The following is a 16,854-nucleotide window of genomic DNA, read 5'->3' on the forward strand; positions in this document are numbered from 1 at the left end:
TATGACTAAATCTGAAAATATTACGTGGCAGGATTCAAAAGTTAACAAGACCCAGCGGCAAGCTTTGATTGGTCATAAGAGTGCCGTACTATGGTTCACCGGGTTATCCGGTTCAGGAAAGTCAACAATAGCCAATGAGGTCGAAAAACAGCTTTTTAATCAACAAATCAGTAGTTATGTTTTGGACGGCGATAATGTCCGTTTTGGGTTAAATAGTAACTTGGGTTTTTCAGCAGATGATCGGCAAGAGAATATTCGTCGCATTGGTGAAGTTTCAAAACTGTTTGTAGATGCCGGGGTGATTACGTTGACCGCATTTATTTCGCCTTACCGTGCTGATCGAGATAAGGTCCGGGCGCTATTAGCGGCGGATGAATTCATCGAAGTTTATGTCGATACGCCGATTGAAGTTTGTGAACAACGCGACGTTAAGCAGCTATATGCGAAAGCTCGGCGTGGTGAAATCACTGGATTTACAGGTATTGATGCGCCCTATGAAGCGCCAGTTAATCCAGAAATTACGATTAATACTGCTGAGCAACCGTTAGCAGCTTCTGTTGCTCAGGTATTGGATTATTTACATGAAAATGATTATATTGATTTAGATCACGCCAAGGACTTTGAAGCTATTGATTAGCGCAATTATTGCGACTATCAAAAAATATGATCGAATTTTTGTTTATCGGCATACGAATCCTGATCCGGATGCGATTGGCACGCAATTTGGTTTAGTCACGGTGCTCCAACAAACCTTCCCAGCTAAAATGGTGATGGCGATGGGGGCAGTTCCGCCGGCTCTTCAGTGGCTGAGTGAACCAATATCCACAACCATCACGGCCACTGCCGATGATTTAGTGATTGTGGTTGATTGTGCGAATCAAAAGCGGATTGATGGTAGACTACCGGCAGGCGCGCCAGTCATCAAAATTGATCACCATCCTAATCGTGATCCTTATGGTGATTTGAATTGGGTTGATGAGCAAGTGGCAAGTTGTGCGGAATTAATTGCTAGGCTCGCGCAAACGGCCCAGTTAACGGTGACACCGATTGCGGCGACGCAATTGTATGCGGGAATTATCGGTGATACGGTCCGGTTTTCAACCCCTGAAACGACGGCGCAAACATTGCAGACTGCTACCGACTTAGTTGCAGTTGGTGTGGATGTGGCGAAGGTCAGCCATCACGAGATGGATTTGACACCAGCATTGAGCAAGCTATTTGGCTACGTTTTAAGTGAAATTCAAGTGGATGCAGCTGGATTAGGTCAAGTTATTTTAACTCAGGCCCAATTAACGGCGTTTGGCTTGTTACCCGGTGAAGAAGATGCGGTTGTTAAATTACCGGGACAGTTGACTAATGTCGCTGTCTGGTTATTATTTATCGAACAACCAGATGGTCAATATCGGGTACATTTCCGGTCTAAATCACTTGCGATTGATTCAGTTGCCCAAGTTTATCATGGTGGCGGTCATCCGCTAGCCAGTGGGGCGTTTATCCCGGATTTAGCAACGGTCCAATCGGTGGTTCAGCATGTTCAGGTGCTCATGAAAAAAGAAAGTTGATTACTCAAACGCATTTCTGTGAGCTAACTAATCATATTAACCATTTAAACCCCGTAATAAAATTATGGGGTTTAAATGGTTTTTAGCGGTAATTTAAAGCATAATAAAGGTTGTATTAAATAATGAAAAATTATATTGGGAGATATTAGGAGGAAAGCGCGAAATGCGAAAAAAAGGCATAATTATTTCGGTAATCGTGGTGGTTTTAGTGGCAATTGGTGGCGGCTATGGCTACAAGCACTATCAGTCAACAACTACCACTAAGCAGACTACGACGAGTAACATTCGATCCGATCAAGCGGTTAAGAAAGATATCAATACTCGGTTGGTGACTAATGAGATTAAATCGCAGTCAGGTATGAAGGCTACTTTGAAAAAAGCAGTAAATAATGAGCAGTACACAATCAATAACATGTATACCAAGGTCAATCCATATGGCACCTCGCCGTTGTCGGCAGTAGTGATTTTTCAAACTACCAAAGTGGCTAAAATTAGTTATACTGTCGTTGGTAAAAGCAAAGCAACTTCAATTACGAATACGCAAAGTAAGTATTCAACCCATCACCAGCTGCAAGTGTTAGGACTGTATGCAAATACCAATAATCAAGTGAACGTGAAGGTGACCTATAAAGATGGCTCCAGCACGTCGAAAACGATTCATTTGCAGACAGCTAAGCTGCCGAGCTCATTAACCAGTGTAAAAATCAATGTTAAAAAAGCGAACAAACAAAAGATGGTTATGGGCACTGGTAACTCGAAGTTAACGTTTATGGTGCGGACGACGATTTCTGGGAAGAACCAAGCGAAGAACTTTACCTTTGGACTTGATGCCGATGGGGCAATTCGCTGGTATACCACGAAACCAACGTCGCATATTTTTAAGCAATTAACGAATGGGCATTTATTGATTTGGACGAAATCAAAGAGTAGTCATTCATATTTTGATGAATTAGTTGAAATGGATTATACCGGAAAAGTCTACAAGACTTACAAGTTCAATCATAAGGCTTGGGGTAAAACGAAGGGCTCAAAGAAGCAAAATCATAACCAAGTCCATCATGATGTGACGGAGTTAGCCAATGGGGACTTGATTGCCACCGTATCTGATGGTGGTCGGACCTATGTGGAAGATACGATGATTGTGATTTCACATCGGACGGGTAAAATTATCAAAGTCATCAATTTGAAAAAAATATTACCGGCGAAATTCTATACGACCTATAATGCGACCAGTTCAAATAAGTATATGGGTAAAAAGGATTGGTTCCATCAAAATTCAGTTTATTATACGAAGTCGGACAATAGTTTGATTATCTCTAGTCGAAACCAGAATTTAGTCATGAAGATTAATTATAAGACGGAAAAAATTCAATGGATTTTGTCTGGTAAAAAGCGCTCGGCTTGGCCGAAGTCGTACCGGAAATATTTATTGAAGGCGAGTGGTAAGATTGCCTGGCCAGGTGGTCAACATGCCGCTATCGTCAATCCAACGACGTTGAAGAATAAAAATTCCTTGAATCTTTTGATTTTTAACAATAATATCGCAGTTGGGACGACTAAAAAGTCCTTAGCCGCTTCATCAGGAAAGTATTCTGAGGGGGTTGAATATCGAATCAATGAAAAGACGAAGACCATTAAGCAAGTGGCTAGCTATGGAAAATCGTTAGGCAAGGCCAACTTTGCCGATATCATTGGCTCTAACCGTTACTTGAGTGCGACTAATCGACTGATTGACTTTGGCTGGTTAGATAGTGGTAAAGCCGCTAATATTATTGAATATGATCAAAAGACGCAACAAGAAGTCTTTAATGTGAAGTTGACGAATCTTGGCAGTGGCGGGTATGTTTATCGTGCTGAACGGTTCTCACTGTATCCCACTAAGCATGCTTATGGGATTAATGAATAACCCTGTTTAAATGTGAAAAGTCGATTTGAAGCCTGATTATGAGGGCTTTAAATCGACTTTTTTTATCAAAATTTAGTTGTTTCAACCTTTATTCAAAAAAAAATCATAAACGACCTAGTTGTGACAATTTATTATCGAATAAATTCACACTGTGTCGTTAATTCGTTCACATTACAAGCCTACAATGTAAAGCATGTTGATAAAGCGCTAAGCCATTTTTCGACGATGGCAGCTTTGCGAGTAACATGTCATCTAAACTAAGCTGAGTATGGGAGCGAAATGCGTATGACCCTAGAAATTGCCATTGTTTTAATAACTTTATTAGTTGCCTTCGTATTGATGGCACTAGAAATTACGACGCCCAACGCAGTGATTTTGTGTGCCTTAAGTTTCCTGATGTTCGTTGGGATTCTTTCGCCAACGGATGCCCTGTCAGGATTCTCTAATGATGGCTTAGCGACGATTGCGCTAATGTATATTGTGGCCTATGCAATTGCAAAAAGTGATGTCATCACGAACCTATTTAATCGAATCTTAGGAAATGGCAAAAATGAACGGCTATCATTATTAAAGTTACTAGTGAGTGTCGGAGTCATTTCACCATTTATGAATAATACGCCGATTGTTTCAACGGTGACCCCCATGGTTCAACGCTGGTGCCGAGAAAAAGGGCTCGCGGTTTCGAAATTTTTAATTCCATTATCGTATATTACGATTTTAAGTGGGTTAACGACGGTTTTGGGAACGTCGACTAACTTGGTGGCGCAAGGGTTATTATCTAAGTATAATTTGAAGCAATTTGGTATTTTTGATTTAGCTGTCGTCGGGATTCCAATTACCGTGGTGGGTCTAGTCTACCTGGTGACGATTGGTTATAAATTATTGCCGACTTATCGAGGCAATTCAATCGATGAAGTGGTCAAAACGCCCAATGAATATCTGATTGAAATGTCGATTGGGACGGATTTTAATTACTTGAATCGGACGGTCGCAGCGGCCAAATTGCGCCATTTAACCAATGTTTATCTAGCGGCGATTAATCGCGAAGGTCAAGCCATTGTCCCCGTTACAGATGATACGATTTTGCGTCTAGGGGACCGGCTTTATTTTACAGGTCCTGTGAATTGCATTAATGATCTATTACAGATTAAAGGATTGATTCCCAGTACTGAAAAAATTAATATGGCGGATATTACGAATGAACGGGCACGATTAGTTGAAATTTCAATCCCGGATAATTCGAGTTTGATCAACCAGAGTGTGAAATCGGCCAACTTTCGGAATGTCTATGGGAGTGTCATCGTTGCCATTCATCGTAATGCTGTGAAGTTACATGAGCAAATTGGCGGGATTACATTAAAAGCAGGCGATAATCTGGTTGCAATTACCACAAACGAACCGGAACAATTAGAAGCGATGCGAGATGTACAGGTATTCAATGTTGAAAAAACTAAAAACAAACAAAAGAAAAATAGTTACAAAGATATTTTACCAATTTTATTATTAGTCATGACCATTGTTTTATCGACCATGAACGTTGTTGAACTATTTGTTGGTTTGGCAGTGAGCTGCGTGATTTTATTCTTAACGAAATGTGTCTCGGTTCAGGATGTGGTCAAGGCGGTCGATATGAATGTCTTATTTCTCGTTGCCAGTAGCTATGGCTTAGGGTTAGCGATGTCCAATGTGGGCGCAGATAAATATATTGCGAAGCTGTTAGTTAACGTGGCAGGGACATCAACGCCGATTTTGTTTATGTTCTTGCTGTACTTTGTGACGAACTTTTTAACGGCGATTTTGTCAAATGCAGCTGCAATTTCATTAATGTTTCCCATTGTAATTTCGGCCGCAAAAATTGTGGATTTACCTGTGATGATGCTCGTCATGCTAATTACGATTGCGGCGACGGCTGACTTTTCAACACCAATCGGCTACCAGACCAATTTGATTGTGTATGGTCCCGGTCATTATAAATTTACTGATTACTTCAAAGTTGGGATTCCATTGAATCTCATTTGTATGGTGATTTGCGTTTTTGTGACGTATTATCTCTATCTCGTCTAGAACGGTGTGCAAGCTGTTGTTGATCTTCAAGGGAAACCTTGCGGATTGACAGCAGTTTTTTGCTTTTTAAATAGTTGATATGGCGGCAAATTTGTTATAAAAACAAGAACTTTAATAATTTAGAATAAATGACTAGTATTACGATGATAAAGTTGGTATACTGGCAAAGTTTGCTTAGGAATCGTTTAAAAAAGAAAACGCTTTCTTAGCGACAACTTCACCTAATGAAAGGAGCGTAAAAATGAACGATTTAACGAAGGGGAACCCGTTAAAACTAATCTTTTGGTTTACGATTCCATTATTAATCGGTAACATTTTTCAGCAATTTTATAGTTTATCAGATACGTTGATTGTTGGTCAGACTTTGGGTGTTAAAGCCTTAGCGGCCGTTGGATCAACTGGGAGTGTTCAATTCTTAATAATTGGGTTTGCCCAAGGCTTAACCGCCGGCTTATCAATCTTAACGGCTCAACACTATGGTGCCAAAGATTTTAAAGCTGTCCGGCGTAGTTTTGCCATTAGTATCGTGGTTAGTTTGGTCGTGGGGATTATCTTAACAATTGTGTCCTTAATTTTTGTTGACCATATCTTAGTCTTAATGCAGACACCGACCGATATTATTAACGATGCGCGAACCTTCTTACAAATCATGTTAGGCGGCATGTTGGCACCAATTGCCTTCAACTTACTGTCTAATATCATTCGTGCGCTCGGTGATAGTCGGACACCGTTATGGTTTTTAATGATTAGTTCAGTGATTAATATTGGTCTGGAATTGCTTTTTATTTTAGAGTTTCATTGGGGCATTGCTGGGGCCGGGTGGGCGACGATTCTCGCGCAATTAATTGCGAGCTTGATGTGTGTGGTTTATATCATCATGCGAGTGCCAATATTACACATTGGTCGCCGGCACTTTAACTTGCGGCTGCCTGAACTTAAAGGGCATCTTCGAGTGGGATTACCAATGGCATTTCAGATGTCAATTATTGCGATTGGGACAATTGTCTTACAAGCAGCGTTAAATAGCTTGGGGACTAACTCGGTGGCGGCCACTACTGCGGCCCAAAAGATTGACCAATTAGCGACGCAACCCTTAATGTCGTTTGGGGTGACGATGGCCACCTTTGCGGCGCAAAATTTTGGCGCCCATCAGTATGAACGCATTATCAAAGGGGTAAGACAAACCATGTGGTTATCCGGCAGCTTTAGTGTAGCGGCAGGATTAATCGAAATTTTATGGGGCAAGCAATTGGTCGGGCTCTTCGTTGGGCACCAAGATATGGCGGTCCTAAACTTATCACAAACTTATTTTAATATCATTGGGAGTACTTATATTTTACTGTCAATGTTATTCATTATGCGGAATACACTCCAAGGTTTAGGCCGCAGTGCTATTCCAACTTTGGCGGGTGCGGCTGAATTATTTATGCGAGTCTTTGCAGCGTTAATTTTAGTCCGTTTCTTTGCCTATCCCGGTGCCTGTGCGTCAGAACCGTTAGCTTGGCTAGGGTCCGTCGCAGTCTTGTTACCAGCTTATTTACAAGCCGTCCGTGAGCTGCATCAACGGGCGCGAGACGAAAAAACGCGCGCTACCCCGACGACGCCAACAGTTGAAGTTGTGTCCAAAAACTAATCTTTTACTTGCAACTCAAGTGGGAATTTGCTAGTATGTGGTATTAATTTGAATTGAGGAGTTTTCTAATGGCTGTGGAATTAAAAATTGGCGATTACGTCCAAGGTAAAAAGTTTGCTTCACTTGAACATGATTTTAGTGGTGAAATTGAAAAGGTCTACGAAAATTCAGTTTTAATTTTAATCAAAGAGTTCGACAAATCAGATGCACCAATTGTTAATGAATATAATCATCGGGCAGTTGTACGTAAGGCGGATATCAAGATGATTAAGGCCGCACCGGCTCCCGTTGAGGTTCCTGACTCAGAAGCTTAAATTTTTTAATTTTTTCAATGACAACACTGAAAATATATGCTATACTATTTTCTGTTGTCAACGCGGGTGTAGTTTAGTGGTAAAATACAAGCTTCCCAAGCTTGAGTCGCGAGTCCGATTCTCGTCACCCGCTTCATTAATAATACGGTTGCTAGTAATGTCACTCGACGTTGCTAGCTTTTTTATTTAGGAGGGAATCTCATGATGACTTTTCAAGCGATTAAGTTTGATGAGCTAACGCCACGCCAGTTGAATGCCATTTATCAATTACGGGTGGCAATTTTCGTGGTTGAACAGGCTTGTCCGTATCAAGATGTGGATGATTTAGATTTAACGGCGGTACATTTGTTAGGCACTACTCCGGCTGGATTACAGGCTTATGCGCGGTTAATGGTTGAGCCGCAGCAGCAAGCGCGCATTGGGCGCGTTGTCGTGCGAGCGACTGCGCGTGGCGCTGGTCAAGGCCAAGCGTTATTACGGCAAGCCATTGCGACGATTCAGCAGTTGTGGCCCCAAACGCAACAGATTAATATTCAAGCGCAACATTATTTGGATCGCTTTTATCGGTCATTTGGGTTTGTTCCCGTCTCAGAAGTTTATTTAGAGGACGGCATTCCGCACCAAGATATGATTTTGAAGGTCGGTACTGGAACTGATGCTAGTCAAACGGTGTAATATTTGGTATACTAGCGCATGGTTTAAAATGTAAAACGTCTTATGAGAAAGAAAAGTAAGTCAGCTAACTGGCAAGCGAGTTCGGGGTGATGGGAGCCGAATCAGACGGTTGATTGAAGCGCACTTTTGAGGACGACAATTAGATAATAAGTGGATCTTAACGTCAATTAGAGTGGTACCGCGGGTCATCTCGTCTCTTACATGTTTCAAGAATATGTAAGGGGCTTTTTTTGTCTTGTGACCCTCAAATTCAAGGAGGACAATATGGATTACAAACAACAAGTTGCGGCGGCTTTAGCACCCGCATTACCAGCATTATCAGTGGCTGAAATTACTGAAAAGATTGAACAACCGAAAACATCAAAACAAGGTGACTTAGCTTTTCCAACGTTTACTTTAGCTAAAACTATGCATCAAGCGCCACAATTGATTGCGACCGCTTTGGTTGAAAAGTTGGATCAAAGTAACTTTGAAAAAGTGGTTGCCATGGGCCCATATGTCAACTTCTTCTTTAAGAAGACGGCCTTTTCAGCTGATATTTTAGGTCAAATTTTAACGGCTGGCGCTGATTTTGGGGCGGCAAGTATTGGGAATCAAGGCCAAGTGCCGATTGATATGTCATCACCCAACATTGCCAAGCCGATTTCAATGGGCCATTTACGGTCAACGGTCATTGGGAATTCATTGGCCAATATTTTAAGTAAAATTGATTATAAGCCTGTTAAAATTAATCACTTAGGTGACTGGGGGACCCAATTCGGGAAGCTAATCACGGCCTATAAAATGTGGGGGAGTGAAGCTGAAGTTAAGGCCGATCCCATTAATAATTTATTGAAATATTATGTGCGTTTTCATAAAGAAGATGTCGACCATCCTGAGATGGATGATGAAGCGCGTGAGTGGTTTAAAAAGCTTGAAAATGGAGATGCCGAAGCGACTCATTTATGGGAATGGTTCCGGTCTGAATCGTTAAAAGCCTTCAAACAAATTTACCAACGCTTGGATATTGAGTTCGATTCGTTCAAGGGTGAAGCATTCTACAATGATAAAATGGCGGAAATTGTCGATATTTTGGAAGCTAAAGATTTATTGCATGAAAGCCAAGGCGCTGAAGTGGTTGATTTGAGCAAATACGACTTGAATCCAGCCTTGATTAAAAAATCTGATGGCGCCACCTTGTATATTACTCGGGACTTGGCTGCGGCCGTTTATCGGAAGCGGACTTATGATTTTGTCCAATCACTTTACGTGGTCGGTAATGAACAAACCAACCATTTTAAGCAGTTGAAGGCTGTGCTAAAAGAAATGGGCTTTGATTGGGCTGATCAAATCCACCACATCCCATTTGGTTTAATTACCCAAGGCGGTAAGAAATTATCGACGCGGAGTGGTCGGGTCATTTTGTTAGATAAGGTGCTAGATGATGCCGTTGCGTTAGCGCATCAACAAATTGAAGCGAAAAATCCAGATTTGGCTAATAAGGATGCGGTTGCGGATGCAGTCGGGATTGGTGCCGTTATTTTCCATGATTTGAAGAACGAACGGATGAATAGTTTTGACTTTAATTTAGAAGAAGTGGTACGTTTTGAAGGTGAAACGGGTCCTTATGTCCAATATGCACATGCGCGGGCTGAAAGTATCTTGCGTAAGGCCGGTAGTCCAGCGATTGACGCCACTAATCAACAGTTAGCGGATCCAGCCGCTTGGGATACCTTAAAGTTATTGAGCGAGTTCCCAGCGACCGTTGTGCGGGCCAGTGATGACTACGAACCATCTGTCATTGCCAAGTATGCGATTCATTTGGCTAAAGCATTCAATAAGTACTATGGTAATACTAAAATTTTAGTGGAAGATGCTGAATTACCAGCACGCTTAGCCTTGGTTAAGAGTGTTAGCATCGTCTTGAAAGAAGCGTTACGGTTATTAGGTGTTAAAGCACCTGACGAAATGTAAGTGTTAGTCGAAAAGTCGTTTGGGGAGTGCTTCCCAAACGACTTTTTAGCGTCCACTGATTTTAAGGGTCTAATTAGGTAACTTTCGATACTAAAAGTTTACGACCCGTCCCGGTTCATGGCAGTGCTAAGCTTTAAGTTGAGCTGAGATTGCATGCAGGGAAAAGTGGGGGTTTTAGATGAGTTACTTAGAATTACATGGGATTCATAAAGCTTATTATATTGGTAAGCAAGCTTATCCCGTCTTGAATGGGATTGATTTAAAATTTAACTTGGGTGAATTTGTGACCATCTTAGGTGAATCTGGTGGGGGTAAATCAACCTTAATGAACATTATTGGCGGCTTGGATCGTGATTTTGACGGCGAACTGCGGTTACAAGGTCAACTTTTAGACCATCGTCATGATCGCCAGTTAGATCAATATCGGCGCGCCACGGTGGGCTATATTTATCAGGCTTATAACTTAATCAGTCACCTAACCGTGTTAGACAATGTGATGTTGTCGCTGGATATGACCCAGTTAAAACATGCGGAACGGTTAGCGCGTGCGCAGGACTTGCTGACTCAGGTGGGGTTACAAGATCAGTTAAAGAAATACCCGCAACAACTGTCAGGTGGGCAAAAGCAACGGGTCGCGATTGCCCGGGCTTTGGCAAGTGATCCACAACTTATTATTGCAGATGAACCGACGGGGGCTTTAGATGCGCAAAATACGCAAGAAGTGTTGGCAATCTTACAAAAGATTGCAGCGAGTGGGCGCTTAGTGATTTGTGTCACCCATTCGACGACTGTTGCTCAGGCTGGGACCCGGATGGTTCAGTTGACAGGCGGCAAAATTGTCGCAGATACGGCGTTGAAAACAGCATTGGCGCCCGTTAACCCCCAGCCACGATTAACGGCTCGAAATTTACCATGGCGCGTCTCATTGGCGACGGCATTTAAACATTTTCGTCATACGTTAAGTTGGAACGCATTAATTGTTTTAGGAACGGCGATTGGGTTGTTTGCAGTCTTGTTATTTGCCGGTTTAGGAAATGGTCTTAAAGGTTACATCAATCATCAAATTAATTCATTAGTTGATCCCCAATCCATTACAGTCATGCGGTATGTTAATAGTGCTAAGGACCAAGAAGAACAGTTCGCTGCCCAAGCCGATCCACAAGCGGCTGGGAGTATTGCAACGCATATGCCGACATTTTCAGCGGCTCAATTACAACAGTTGCGGGATTTGTCGCAGGTGGTGAAACTAGAGCCGGGGATTGCGGCAAGTAATGCCATGATTAAGATTGCGGGCACTAGTTATTCGGCACCGCAATTAACGACGTGGACCAGTGCTGATCAAACGGCAAATTTAAAAGCTGGTCGAGTGGCCGGAAATAATCAGATTGTCGTTGATAAGAGTACAATTGCACAAAAATGGTCGGCTAAAAATTGGCGGCAGTTAATTGGCAAATCGGTGACGGTTAGTTATCAAGCGACTAATGCGCAAGGTCGTCCCGTCACGGTGCAACGTCAATTAACAGTAGCCGGAATTGCAGATAGTACGGCTGGTGCCGGTTTAAATGCCGTTAATTATGCGACGATGCAAGCAATGCGTGCGCAAGTTAATGTTAATCAGCAACCGACTTTTGTAACCGTCAGAATTACGCGACGGCAACAAAATGAAACTGTTGTGAACGCTATTAATCGGTTAAAGGTGAATGGTAAGCCCCAATTTGCCGCAACCAGTATTGCCGCAGCTCTGGATACGGTTAATACCTATGTGACGTTAGCAACGACCATCTTAGCGGCCATTGCGGGCATTTCATTATTGGTTTCGATTTTGATGATTGTTGTAACAATGTTTATGTCTGTCAGTGCGCGTATGAAAGAAATTGGAATTTTGCGGGCATTAGGTGAAAGTCGCCGGGATATTCGGCGGTTGTTCACGGGCGAAGCGTTAATGATTGGCGGGTTTAGTGCTATGTTAGCCACAGGACTTGCGTATGGTGTTGGTGCCGGTCTCAACCATATCTTATATCGGATTGCTGGTTATCAGTTCATTCAGATTCACCCGATTGATGTAGGGCTAGTTGTCGTAATTGCGTTAGTGATTGCCTGGTTAGCGGCCATCTTGCCAGCACGGCGAGCAGCTAATTTGAATCCGATTACCGCATTAGCAGCAGAATAGGTCTTTTAAAAGTGGGGCCAAAAGTTAGGCTATTTGTGAGCAATAACTTTAAAATATTGGCACTACCGTTATACTCAAATATCCAGTTATATCAAGACTTTTAGAATTGTAATATGGATTTTCTTTGATAAAAATAGAATAATTCAGACATGTTTTTCTACAACTTTTTTCTTGACAATCTTCCAATAAACACTTATTGTAATAGTGTAATCTACTTTTACACTATTTTAAATAGGAAGCGGTGAGAAAATGCCACGAGTCTATAAGACAGTACGTCTAGCATATGAAACAAAGAAGTGGTTGAATGATTTAATAGCAACTCATGAAGAACAATTGAAAGGCATAAAAGAATCATTAATTACTAAGTATGAAGATTTGCTTCGTGAAAATGACGAATTTAAAAATTACTCTCCTACATTATCCATAACCGCCTCTAGTGGTAGCCTGTTGGAGGCTGCTTATAATTATTGTATGAGTTCAAATTTATCCCCTTCTGATTGGTCAGTTATATCGGAAGAATGCAAAAAAACTGCAAAGAAGGAAATTGGAGATTTAGATGTTGGAAGTACCACGCCTAGATTTTTGATAGGTACAGATATACTGGAGGGCCTAGAGCGATTACAGTGGGAATTGAAACCAGCTAACATGCAACGTAATCTTCAATTAAATTTCGTCATAAAATTGGTTGTGTTTTATTACTATAAGCATGAAGTTTTAAATAAAAGATGATGTTCATCTTTTATTATTTAGTTAACAGGTTTAAGAGTATCTTACTCTTTGAACCAAATAGGAGGTATGTTAAACATGAAAACATTCAAAGAAATTTTTATTAAGGAAGGTATGGCAATGCCAAACGCTTTCGGTATTGCACGCGTACAACGTTCTAATCTAAACGAATCTGTAAGATTTGATTTAGATGATGAATTACGAGTATTTTTAAAAGCTAATTTACCTCTTACTGGTAAAGTTTATGAACCCACAATGAAAAAAATAGCCGAAAATATACTTATTCTTAATCGTCAAAAATACCGTAAAACTGATATGCCTAGAATTAGCCTTATGAATGGTCAAAATTATGGAAGCTATCGAGATTCTTCTTTTTATGCATCCACGATTGAATGAGTCCGGGACATAACTCGTATTTCTCGATAAAAAGATTAACGTTTTGAGCATTAACCTGAAATCGGCGGTCATTCTGTTTTCTTGGAATGACCGCCGATTTTTGGTTAAACTACCCGAATTGACTTTTAAGTCATGCGTTTTTTTGCAGAAAGTTGACAGTTGCGTCGAAATGGGTATAATTGGTTTTACTAGTGAGTGACTGATTACTCACTAATTTGAAAATAGGCTAGCTTTGAAGGAGTGTGTCGGATGACTAAAGAAATTATTAAAGTGAGTGAGTTACAACAAGGCTATGGTAAGACCGTGATTATTAAAGACATCAATCTATCTTTGAAAAATGGCGATATTTTAGGTTTAATTGGGCCTAGTGGTGCCGGTAAGACTACCCTGGTTAAGACCATTATGGGCATGTTAAAGCCGAAGCAAGGTAGGGTTACTTTATTGGACACACTAATGCCCAACCGAAAAATGTTAGCAAAAATCGGTTATATGGCTCAAAGTGATGCGTTATATGCGGATTTATCAGCACGTGAAAATTTAATTTTTTTTGGTGAAATGCAGGGCATGCGACCAGCTGAACTCAAAAAACGGATTCTTTATGCCGCTAAAATTGTGAATTTAATCCCACAATTAGATCGCCGAGTTAAGGATTATTCGGGTGGTATGAAGCGCCGATTGTCACTTGCAATTGCTTTGCTGGCGGATCCACCAATTCTAATTCTGGATGAACCGACCGTGGGAATTGATCCCGAGCTTCGGCAACAAATTTGGCGGGAATTACATCGGATTGCGAATGCAGGCAAGACAATCTTGTTAACGACTCATGTGATGGAAGATGCTGAACAGTCCACGCAATTAATGATGATTCGCGGCGGTGAAGCAATTGCACAAGGTACGCCAGCTGACTTAATCAAACAGTATCAAGTGTCGACAGTCGAGGAAGTATTCTTACAAGCGGGGAGAGATCAAGATGCGCACAGCAGCAATGATTAAACGAGTTTTCCGTGAAATGTTACGGGACAAACGAACAATTGCATTAATGTTTATTGCACCATTATTTATTTTGTCATTAGTTTACTTCTTATTTCAAGGTAATGCGACAACGACGGCATCGCTAGCAACTCGGAATGTCGATAGCACCTTAGTTTCGGCTGTTAAAGGGAAGCATATTAAGATTCATCAGGTGACGACTAAAAAGTCCGCAAAGGCGCTCATTCGCACTCATAATTATGATGCAATGATGACTCAAACGGGTGATAAGTTAACGATTACGTTGGCTAATGATGACCAAACTAAAGCGGCCTTGGTTAAACAAAGTTTACAAGCTGCACAAATTAAATTAAAAACTAAAGTGGCGGCAACGACGATTAAAACGCAAGCCGTTGCGATAAAAAGATTACAACGTACTTTAGCCACGGCAACTAAAGCTGCAGGAGTCAGCACACTAGCCACGAAGACCAGTCGTACGACGAAAAAAATTAAAGGGACGACGTCGTATCATCCGACCTATCATTATCTTTATGGAAGTAAGAATTCGACTTTCTTTGATACGCTCTTGCCGATTATGATGGGGTTTGTTGTCTTCTTCTTTGTTTTCCTAATTTCTGGGATTGCGCTATTACGCGAACGGACGACGGGGACTTTGTATCGGTTATTAGCAACCCCCGTTAAACGTGGTGAAATTTTAGCTGGGTATTTAATTGGTTATGGCACCTTTGCATTAATACAAACGTTACTAGTTGTCCTCTTTACGATGGGGGTCTTTAAAATCCAGATTTTAGGGAGCATTTGGACCGTCTTGTTGATTAATGTCATGTTAGCGTTAGTGGCGTTGACTTTAGGGCTCTTGGTGTCTAGTTTTGCGGCTAGTGAGTTCCAAATGGTTCAATTTATTCCAATTGTTGCGATTCCGCAGATTTTCTTTGCTGGCATTATTCCCATTAGTTCCTTACCCGATTGGTTACAACCGGTTACCTATATTATGCCGTTGTATTATGGGGCTTCTAGTATGAGCGCAGTCGTGATTAAGGGTGCTAAGTTAATGGATGTGTTACCAAATATTGGTATTTTGGTAGTGTTTAGTGCGGTGTTCTTAGGTCTGAATTTATTAGTAATGCGACGTTACCGGTAAGTTTAATAAATATTAAGACTGTAGTATGCTTATTAAAGTGTGTTTTTAAGTCTGAACGGAGGAACAAATAATGCAAGTTAATAACTTTGAAGTGTTATTCGAACGGACGTTGCAAGCATCAAACCTATCTGAAAAACAACAAGCTGTTCTGCGGGCCAGCCTAACCTTGTTTGCCGAACAAGGCTTTGATAAGACCAGTACCGGTGAAATTGCTAAACAGGCGGGGGTTTCGGAAGGGACCGTTTTTAAACAATTTAAAACCAAAAAAGGCATTCTAGAAGCCTTAATGAAACCTTTTGTCGCTGAAATTATTCCGCTGGCGATTACAGAGTTTGTAACCGAAATTGATAGTAATCAATTTAATGATTTTCGACAATTTGTAACGTATGTGAGTCGTGATCGAATGGATTTTGCTTTGGCTAATCAAAAACAAGTTAAGATTTTTATTCAAGAAATGAGTCGTGATCCGAAAATCATTCAAACCATGGCAGCCAGATTACAACAATTATTGACTGGTGATCTTGGACAATTATTTAATAAGTTTCAGGAAAGTGGGCAACTTGTTGACTGGCCGTTGCCACGAATTGGTCGCTATATTGCCAGTACGATCGCAAGTTATATTGCACCACAGTTGCTAGGAGTGTCAACTGATTTTGATACTGAACAGGCCAGTCAAGAGGCGGCTGAATTTTTAGTTCGGGGGTTAACGCCAGTTAAAGGCTAAGTACTTTTTACGCAGGTAGACTAATATTGAAATTATAGTCCTGTTGCTTAAAAGAATATGGATTTTTAGGTTGCTACACTTTTCAGAGAAATCACCAACGAGTTATATTGTTTTTGCAGAGCGAATATTATGATGAAAGGGAGCGTGGGGGGATGAGTAGAAAGGTTACGATTGAGTTAGATCAATTTACTGTACACGAACTTGAAGATATTTTTAAAGTGCAAGGCTTAACGCCGGAACAAGCTTTTCAGCTTTTTGTAGCAGCAACCATTTCAACTGGACGACTACCATTCCGAATTGAAAAACCAACGGAACGTCTTAAAGCGGCTTTAGCCAGCACAGACTATGCTGAATATAACAATGCTAAAGAAGGTTTAAAAGCGCTCTTGGGATAAGACGAACTTTGATTTTAATTTTATTGAACAGAAGTTTGAATAAAAAGCAATTGCTGTAAGAAATCACAAAATTCTTGAAGCAATTGTTTTTTCGTCATTAAGGATGTTAATATTTGCTAAAATCAGAAATTCGATAAAATTAGCTTGATAGTGTCATCAGCGGAATTTGAAAAATTAAAAGATGGTTAGGTGAAAAGCCAGTCGA

15 protein-coding genes and 1 tRNA gene are annotated in these 16,854 nt (G+C 41.0%); all 16 read left to right on the top strand.

Going from position 1 to position 16,854, the window contains the following annotated elements:
- The first annotated feature begins 1 nt into the window (after nt 1).
- The 16 genes from cysC (at nt 2) to C5Z25_RS11525 (ending at nt 16,649) form a co-directional block, all read left to right on the top strand.
- Complete coding sequence (gene cysC / locus C5Z25_RS11450) at nt 2-637, top strand: adenylyl-sulfate kinase (RefSeq protein WP_105452689.1); 636 nt, start codon at nt 2-4, stop codon at nt 635-637.
- Nucleotides 630-1,562, top strand: a complete 933-nt coding sequence (locus C5Z25_RS11455) for a DHH family phosphoesterase (protein ID WP_234002745.1) — start codon at nt 630-632, stop codon at nt 1,560-1,562. Before cysC ends, C5Z25_RS11455 begins: the two co-directional genes overlap by 8 nt.
- A 163-nt stretch (nt 1,563-1,725) precedes the next feature.
- Nucleotides 1,726-3,468 carry an aryl-sulfate sulfotransferase gene (locus tag C5Z25_RS11460; RefSeq protein WP_105452691.1) on the top strand — a complete coding sequence of 581 codons (1,743 nt, stop codon included), beginning with the start codon at nt 1,726-1,728 and terminating at the stop codon, nt 3,466-3,468.
- A 285-nt stretch (nt 3,469-3,753) separates the two neighbouring features.
- Nucleotides 3,754-5,532: an SLC13 family permease gene (locus C5Z25_RS11465; RefSeq protein WP_105452692.1), complete on the top strand. Its 1,779-nt coding sequence runs from the start codon at nt 3,754-3,756 to the stop codon at nt 5,530-5,532.
- Between the two features lie 241 nt (nt 5,533-5,773).
- On the top strand, nt 5,774-7,165 hold the full coding sequence (locus C5Z25_RS11470) for an MATE family efflux transporter (RefSeq protein WP_105452693.1): 1,392 nt from the start codon (nt 5,774-5,776) through the stop codon (nt 7,163-7,165).
- A gap of 68 nt (nt 7,166-7,233) precedes the next feature.
- A complete protein-coding gene (locus tag C5Z25_RS11475) occupies nt 7,234-7,479 on the top strand; it encodes a DUF2187 domain-containing protein (RefSeq protein WP_105452694.1) in 246 nt (81 codons plus the stop codon).
- A gap of 62 nt (nt 7,480-7,541) precedes the next feature.
- Nucleotides 7,542-7,612 (top strand) — tRNA-Gly (locus C5Z25_RS11480).
- Between the two features lie 68 nt (nt 7,613-7,680).
- Nucleotides 7,681-8,154: a GNAT family N-acetyltransferase gene (locus C5Z25_RS11485; RefSeq protein WP_199774914.1), complete on the top strand. Its 474-nt coding sequence runs from the start codon at nt 7,681-7,683 to the stop codon at nt 8,152-8,154.
- A 264-nt stretch (nt 8,155-8,418) separates the two neighbouring features.
- Complete coding sequence (gene argS, locus C5Z25_RS11490) at nt 8,419-10,107, top strand: arginine--tRNA ligase (RefSeq protein ID WP_105452695.1); 1,689 nt, start codon at nt 8,419-8,421, stop codon at nt 10,105-10,107.
- Between the two features lie 178 nt (nt 10,108-10,285).
- Nucleotides 10,286-12,277, top strand: a complete 1,992-nt coding sequence (locus tag C5Z25_RS11495; RefSeq protein WP_105452696.1) for an ABC transporter ATP-binding protein/permease — start codon at nt 10,286-10,288, stop codon at nt 12,275-12,277.
- A gap of 249 nt (nt 12,278-12,526) precedes the next feature.
- Complete coding sequence (locus C5Z25_RS11500) at nt 12,527-13,006, top strand: hypothetical protein (protein ID WP_105452697.1); 480 nt, start codon at nt 12,527-12,529, stop codon at nt 13,004-13,006.
- Between the two features lie 75 nt (nt 13,007-13,081).
- Nucleotides 13,082-13,399: a hypothetical protein gene (locus C5Z25_RS11505; RefSeq protein WP_105452698.1), complete on the top strand. Its 318-nt coding sequence runs from the start codon at nt 13,082-13,084 to the stop codon at nt 13,397-13,399.
- Between the two features lie 249 nt (nt 13,400-13,648).
- The gene (locus tag C5Z25_RS11510; protein ID WP_105452699.1) at nt 13,649-14,392 is read left to right on the top strand and encodes an ABC transporter ATP-binding protein; all 744 of its coding nucleotides are present in this window, start codon (nt 13,649-13,651) and stop codon (nt 14,390-14,392) included.
- A complete protein-coding gene (locus C5Z25_RS11515) occupies nt 14,370-15,530 on the top strand; it encodes an ABC transporter permease (RefSeq protein WP_105452700.1) in 1,161 nt (386 codons plus the stop codon). Before C5Z25_RS11510 ends, C5Z25_RS11515 begins: the two co-directional genes overlap by 23 nt.
- 70 nt (nt 15,531-15,600) lie before the next feature.
- On the top strand, nt 15,601-16,254 hold the full coding sequence (locus C5Z25_RS11520; protein WP_105452701.1) for a TetR/AcrR family transcriptional regulator: 654 nt from the start codon (nt 15,601-15,603) through the stop codon (nt 16,252-16,254).
- A 152-nt stretch (nt 16,255-16,406) separates the two neighbouring features.
- Nucleotides 16,407-16,649 carry a type II toxin-antitoxin system RelB/DinJ family antitoxin gene (locus C5Z25_RS11525; RefSeq protein ID WP_105452702.1) on the top strand — a complete coding sequence of 81 codons (243 nt, stop codon included), beginning with the start codon at nt 16,407-16,409 and terminating at the stop codon, nt 16,647-16,649.
- Nucleotides 16,650-16,854: the final 205 nt, after the last annotated feature.

The sequence above is a fragment of the Lactobacillus sp. CBA3605 genome, assembly GCF_002970915.1.
Taxonomy (GTDB): domain Bacteria; phylum Bacillota; class Bacilli; order Lactobacillales; family Lactobacillaceae; genus Lactiplantibacillus.

Coding starts and splice junctions, on each gene's coding strand:
- cysC (WP_105452689.1), top strand. CDS start 2: ATGACTAAATCTGAAAATATTACGTGGCAGGATTCAAAAGTTAACAAG.
- C5Z25_RS11460 (WP_105452691.1), top strand. CDS start 1,726: ATGCGAAAAAAAGGCATAATTATTTCGGTAATCGTGGTGGTTTTAGTG.
- C5Z25_RS11465 (WP_105452692.1), top strand. CDS start 3,754: ATGACCCTAGAAATTGCCATTGTTTTAATAACTTTATTAGTTGCCTTC.
- C5Z25_RS11470 (WP_105452693.1), top strand. CDS start 5,774: ATGAACGATTTAACGAAGGGGAACCCGTTAAAACTAATCTTTTGGTTT.
- C5Z25_RS11475 (WP_105452694.1), top strand. CDS start 7,234: ATGGCTGTGGAATTAAAAATTGGCGATTACGTCCAAGGTAAAAAGTTT.
- C5Z25_RS11485 (WP_199774914.1), top strand. CDS start 7,681: ATGATGACTTTTCAAGCGATTAAGTTTGATGAGCTAACGCCACGCCAG.
- argS (WP_105452695.1), top strand. CDS start 8,419: ATGGATTACAAACAACAAGTTGCGGCGGCTTTAGCACCCGCATTACCA.
- C5Z25_RS11495 (WP_105452696.1), top strand. CDS start 10,286: ATGAGTTACTTAGAATTACATGGGATTCATAAAGCTTATTATATTGGT.
- C5Z25_RS11500 (WP_105452697.1), top strand. CDS start 12,527: ATGCCACGAGTCTATAAGACAGTACGTCTAGCATATGAAACAAAGAAG.
- C5Z25_RS11505 (WP_105452698.1), top strand. CDS start 13,082: ATGAAAACATTCAAAGAAATTTTTATTAAGGAAGGTATGGCAATGCCA.
- C5Z25_RS11510 (WP_105452699.1), top strand. CDS start 13,649: ATGACTAAAGAAATTATTAAAGTGAGTGAGTTACAACAAGGCTATGGT.
- C5Z25_RS11515 (WP_105452700.1), top strand. CDS start 14,370: ATGCGCACAGCAGCAATGATTAAACGAGTTTTCCGTGAAATGTTACGG.
- C5Z25_RS11520 (WP_105452701.1), top strand. CDS start 15,601: ATGCAAGTTAATAACTTTGAAGTGTTATTCGAACGGACGTTGCAAGCA.
- C5Z25_RS11525 (WP_105452702.1), top strand. CDS start 16,407: ATGAGTAGAAAGGTTACGATTGAGTTAGATCAATTTACTGTACACGAA.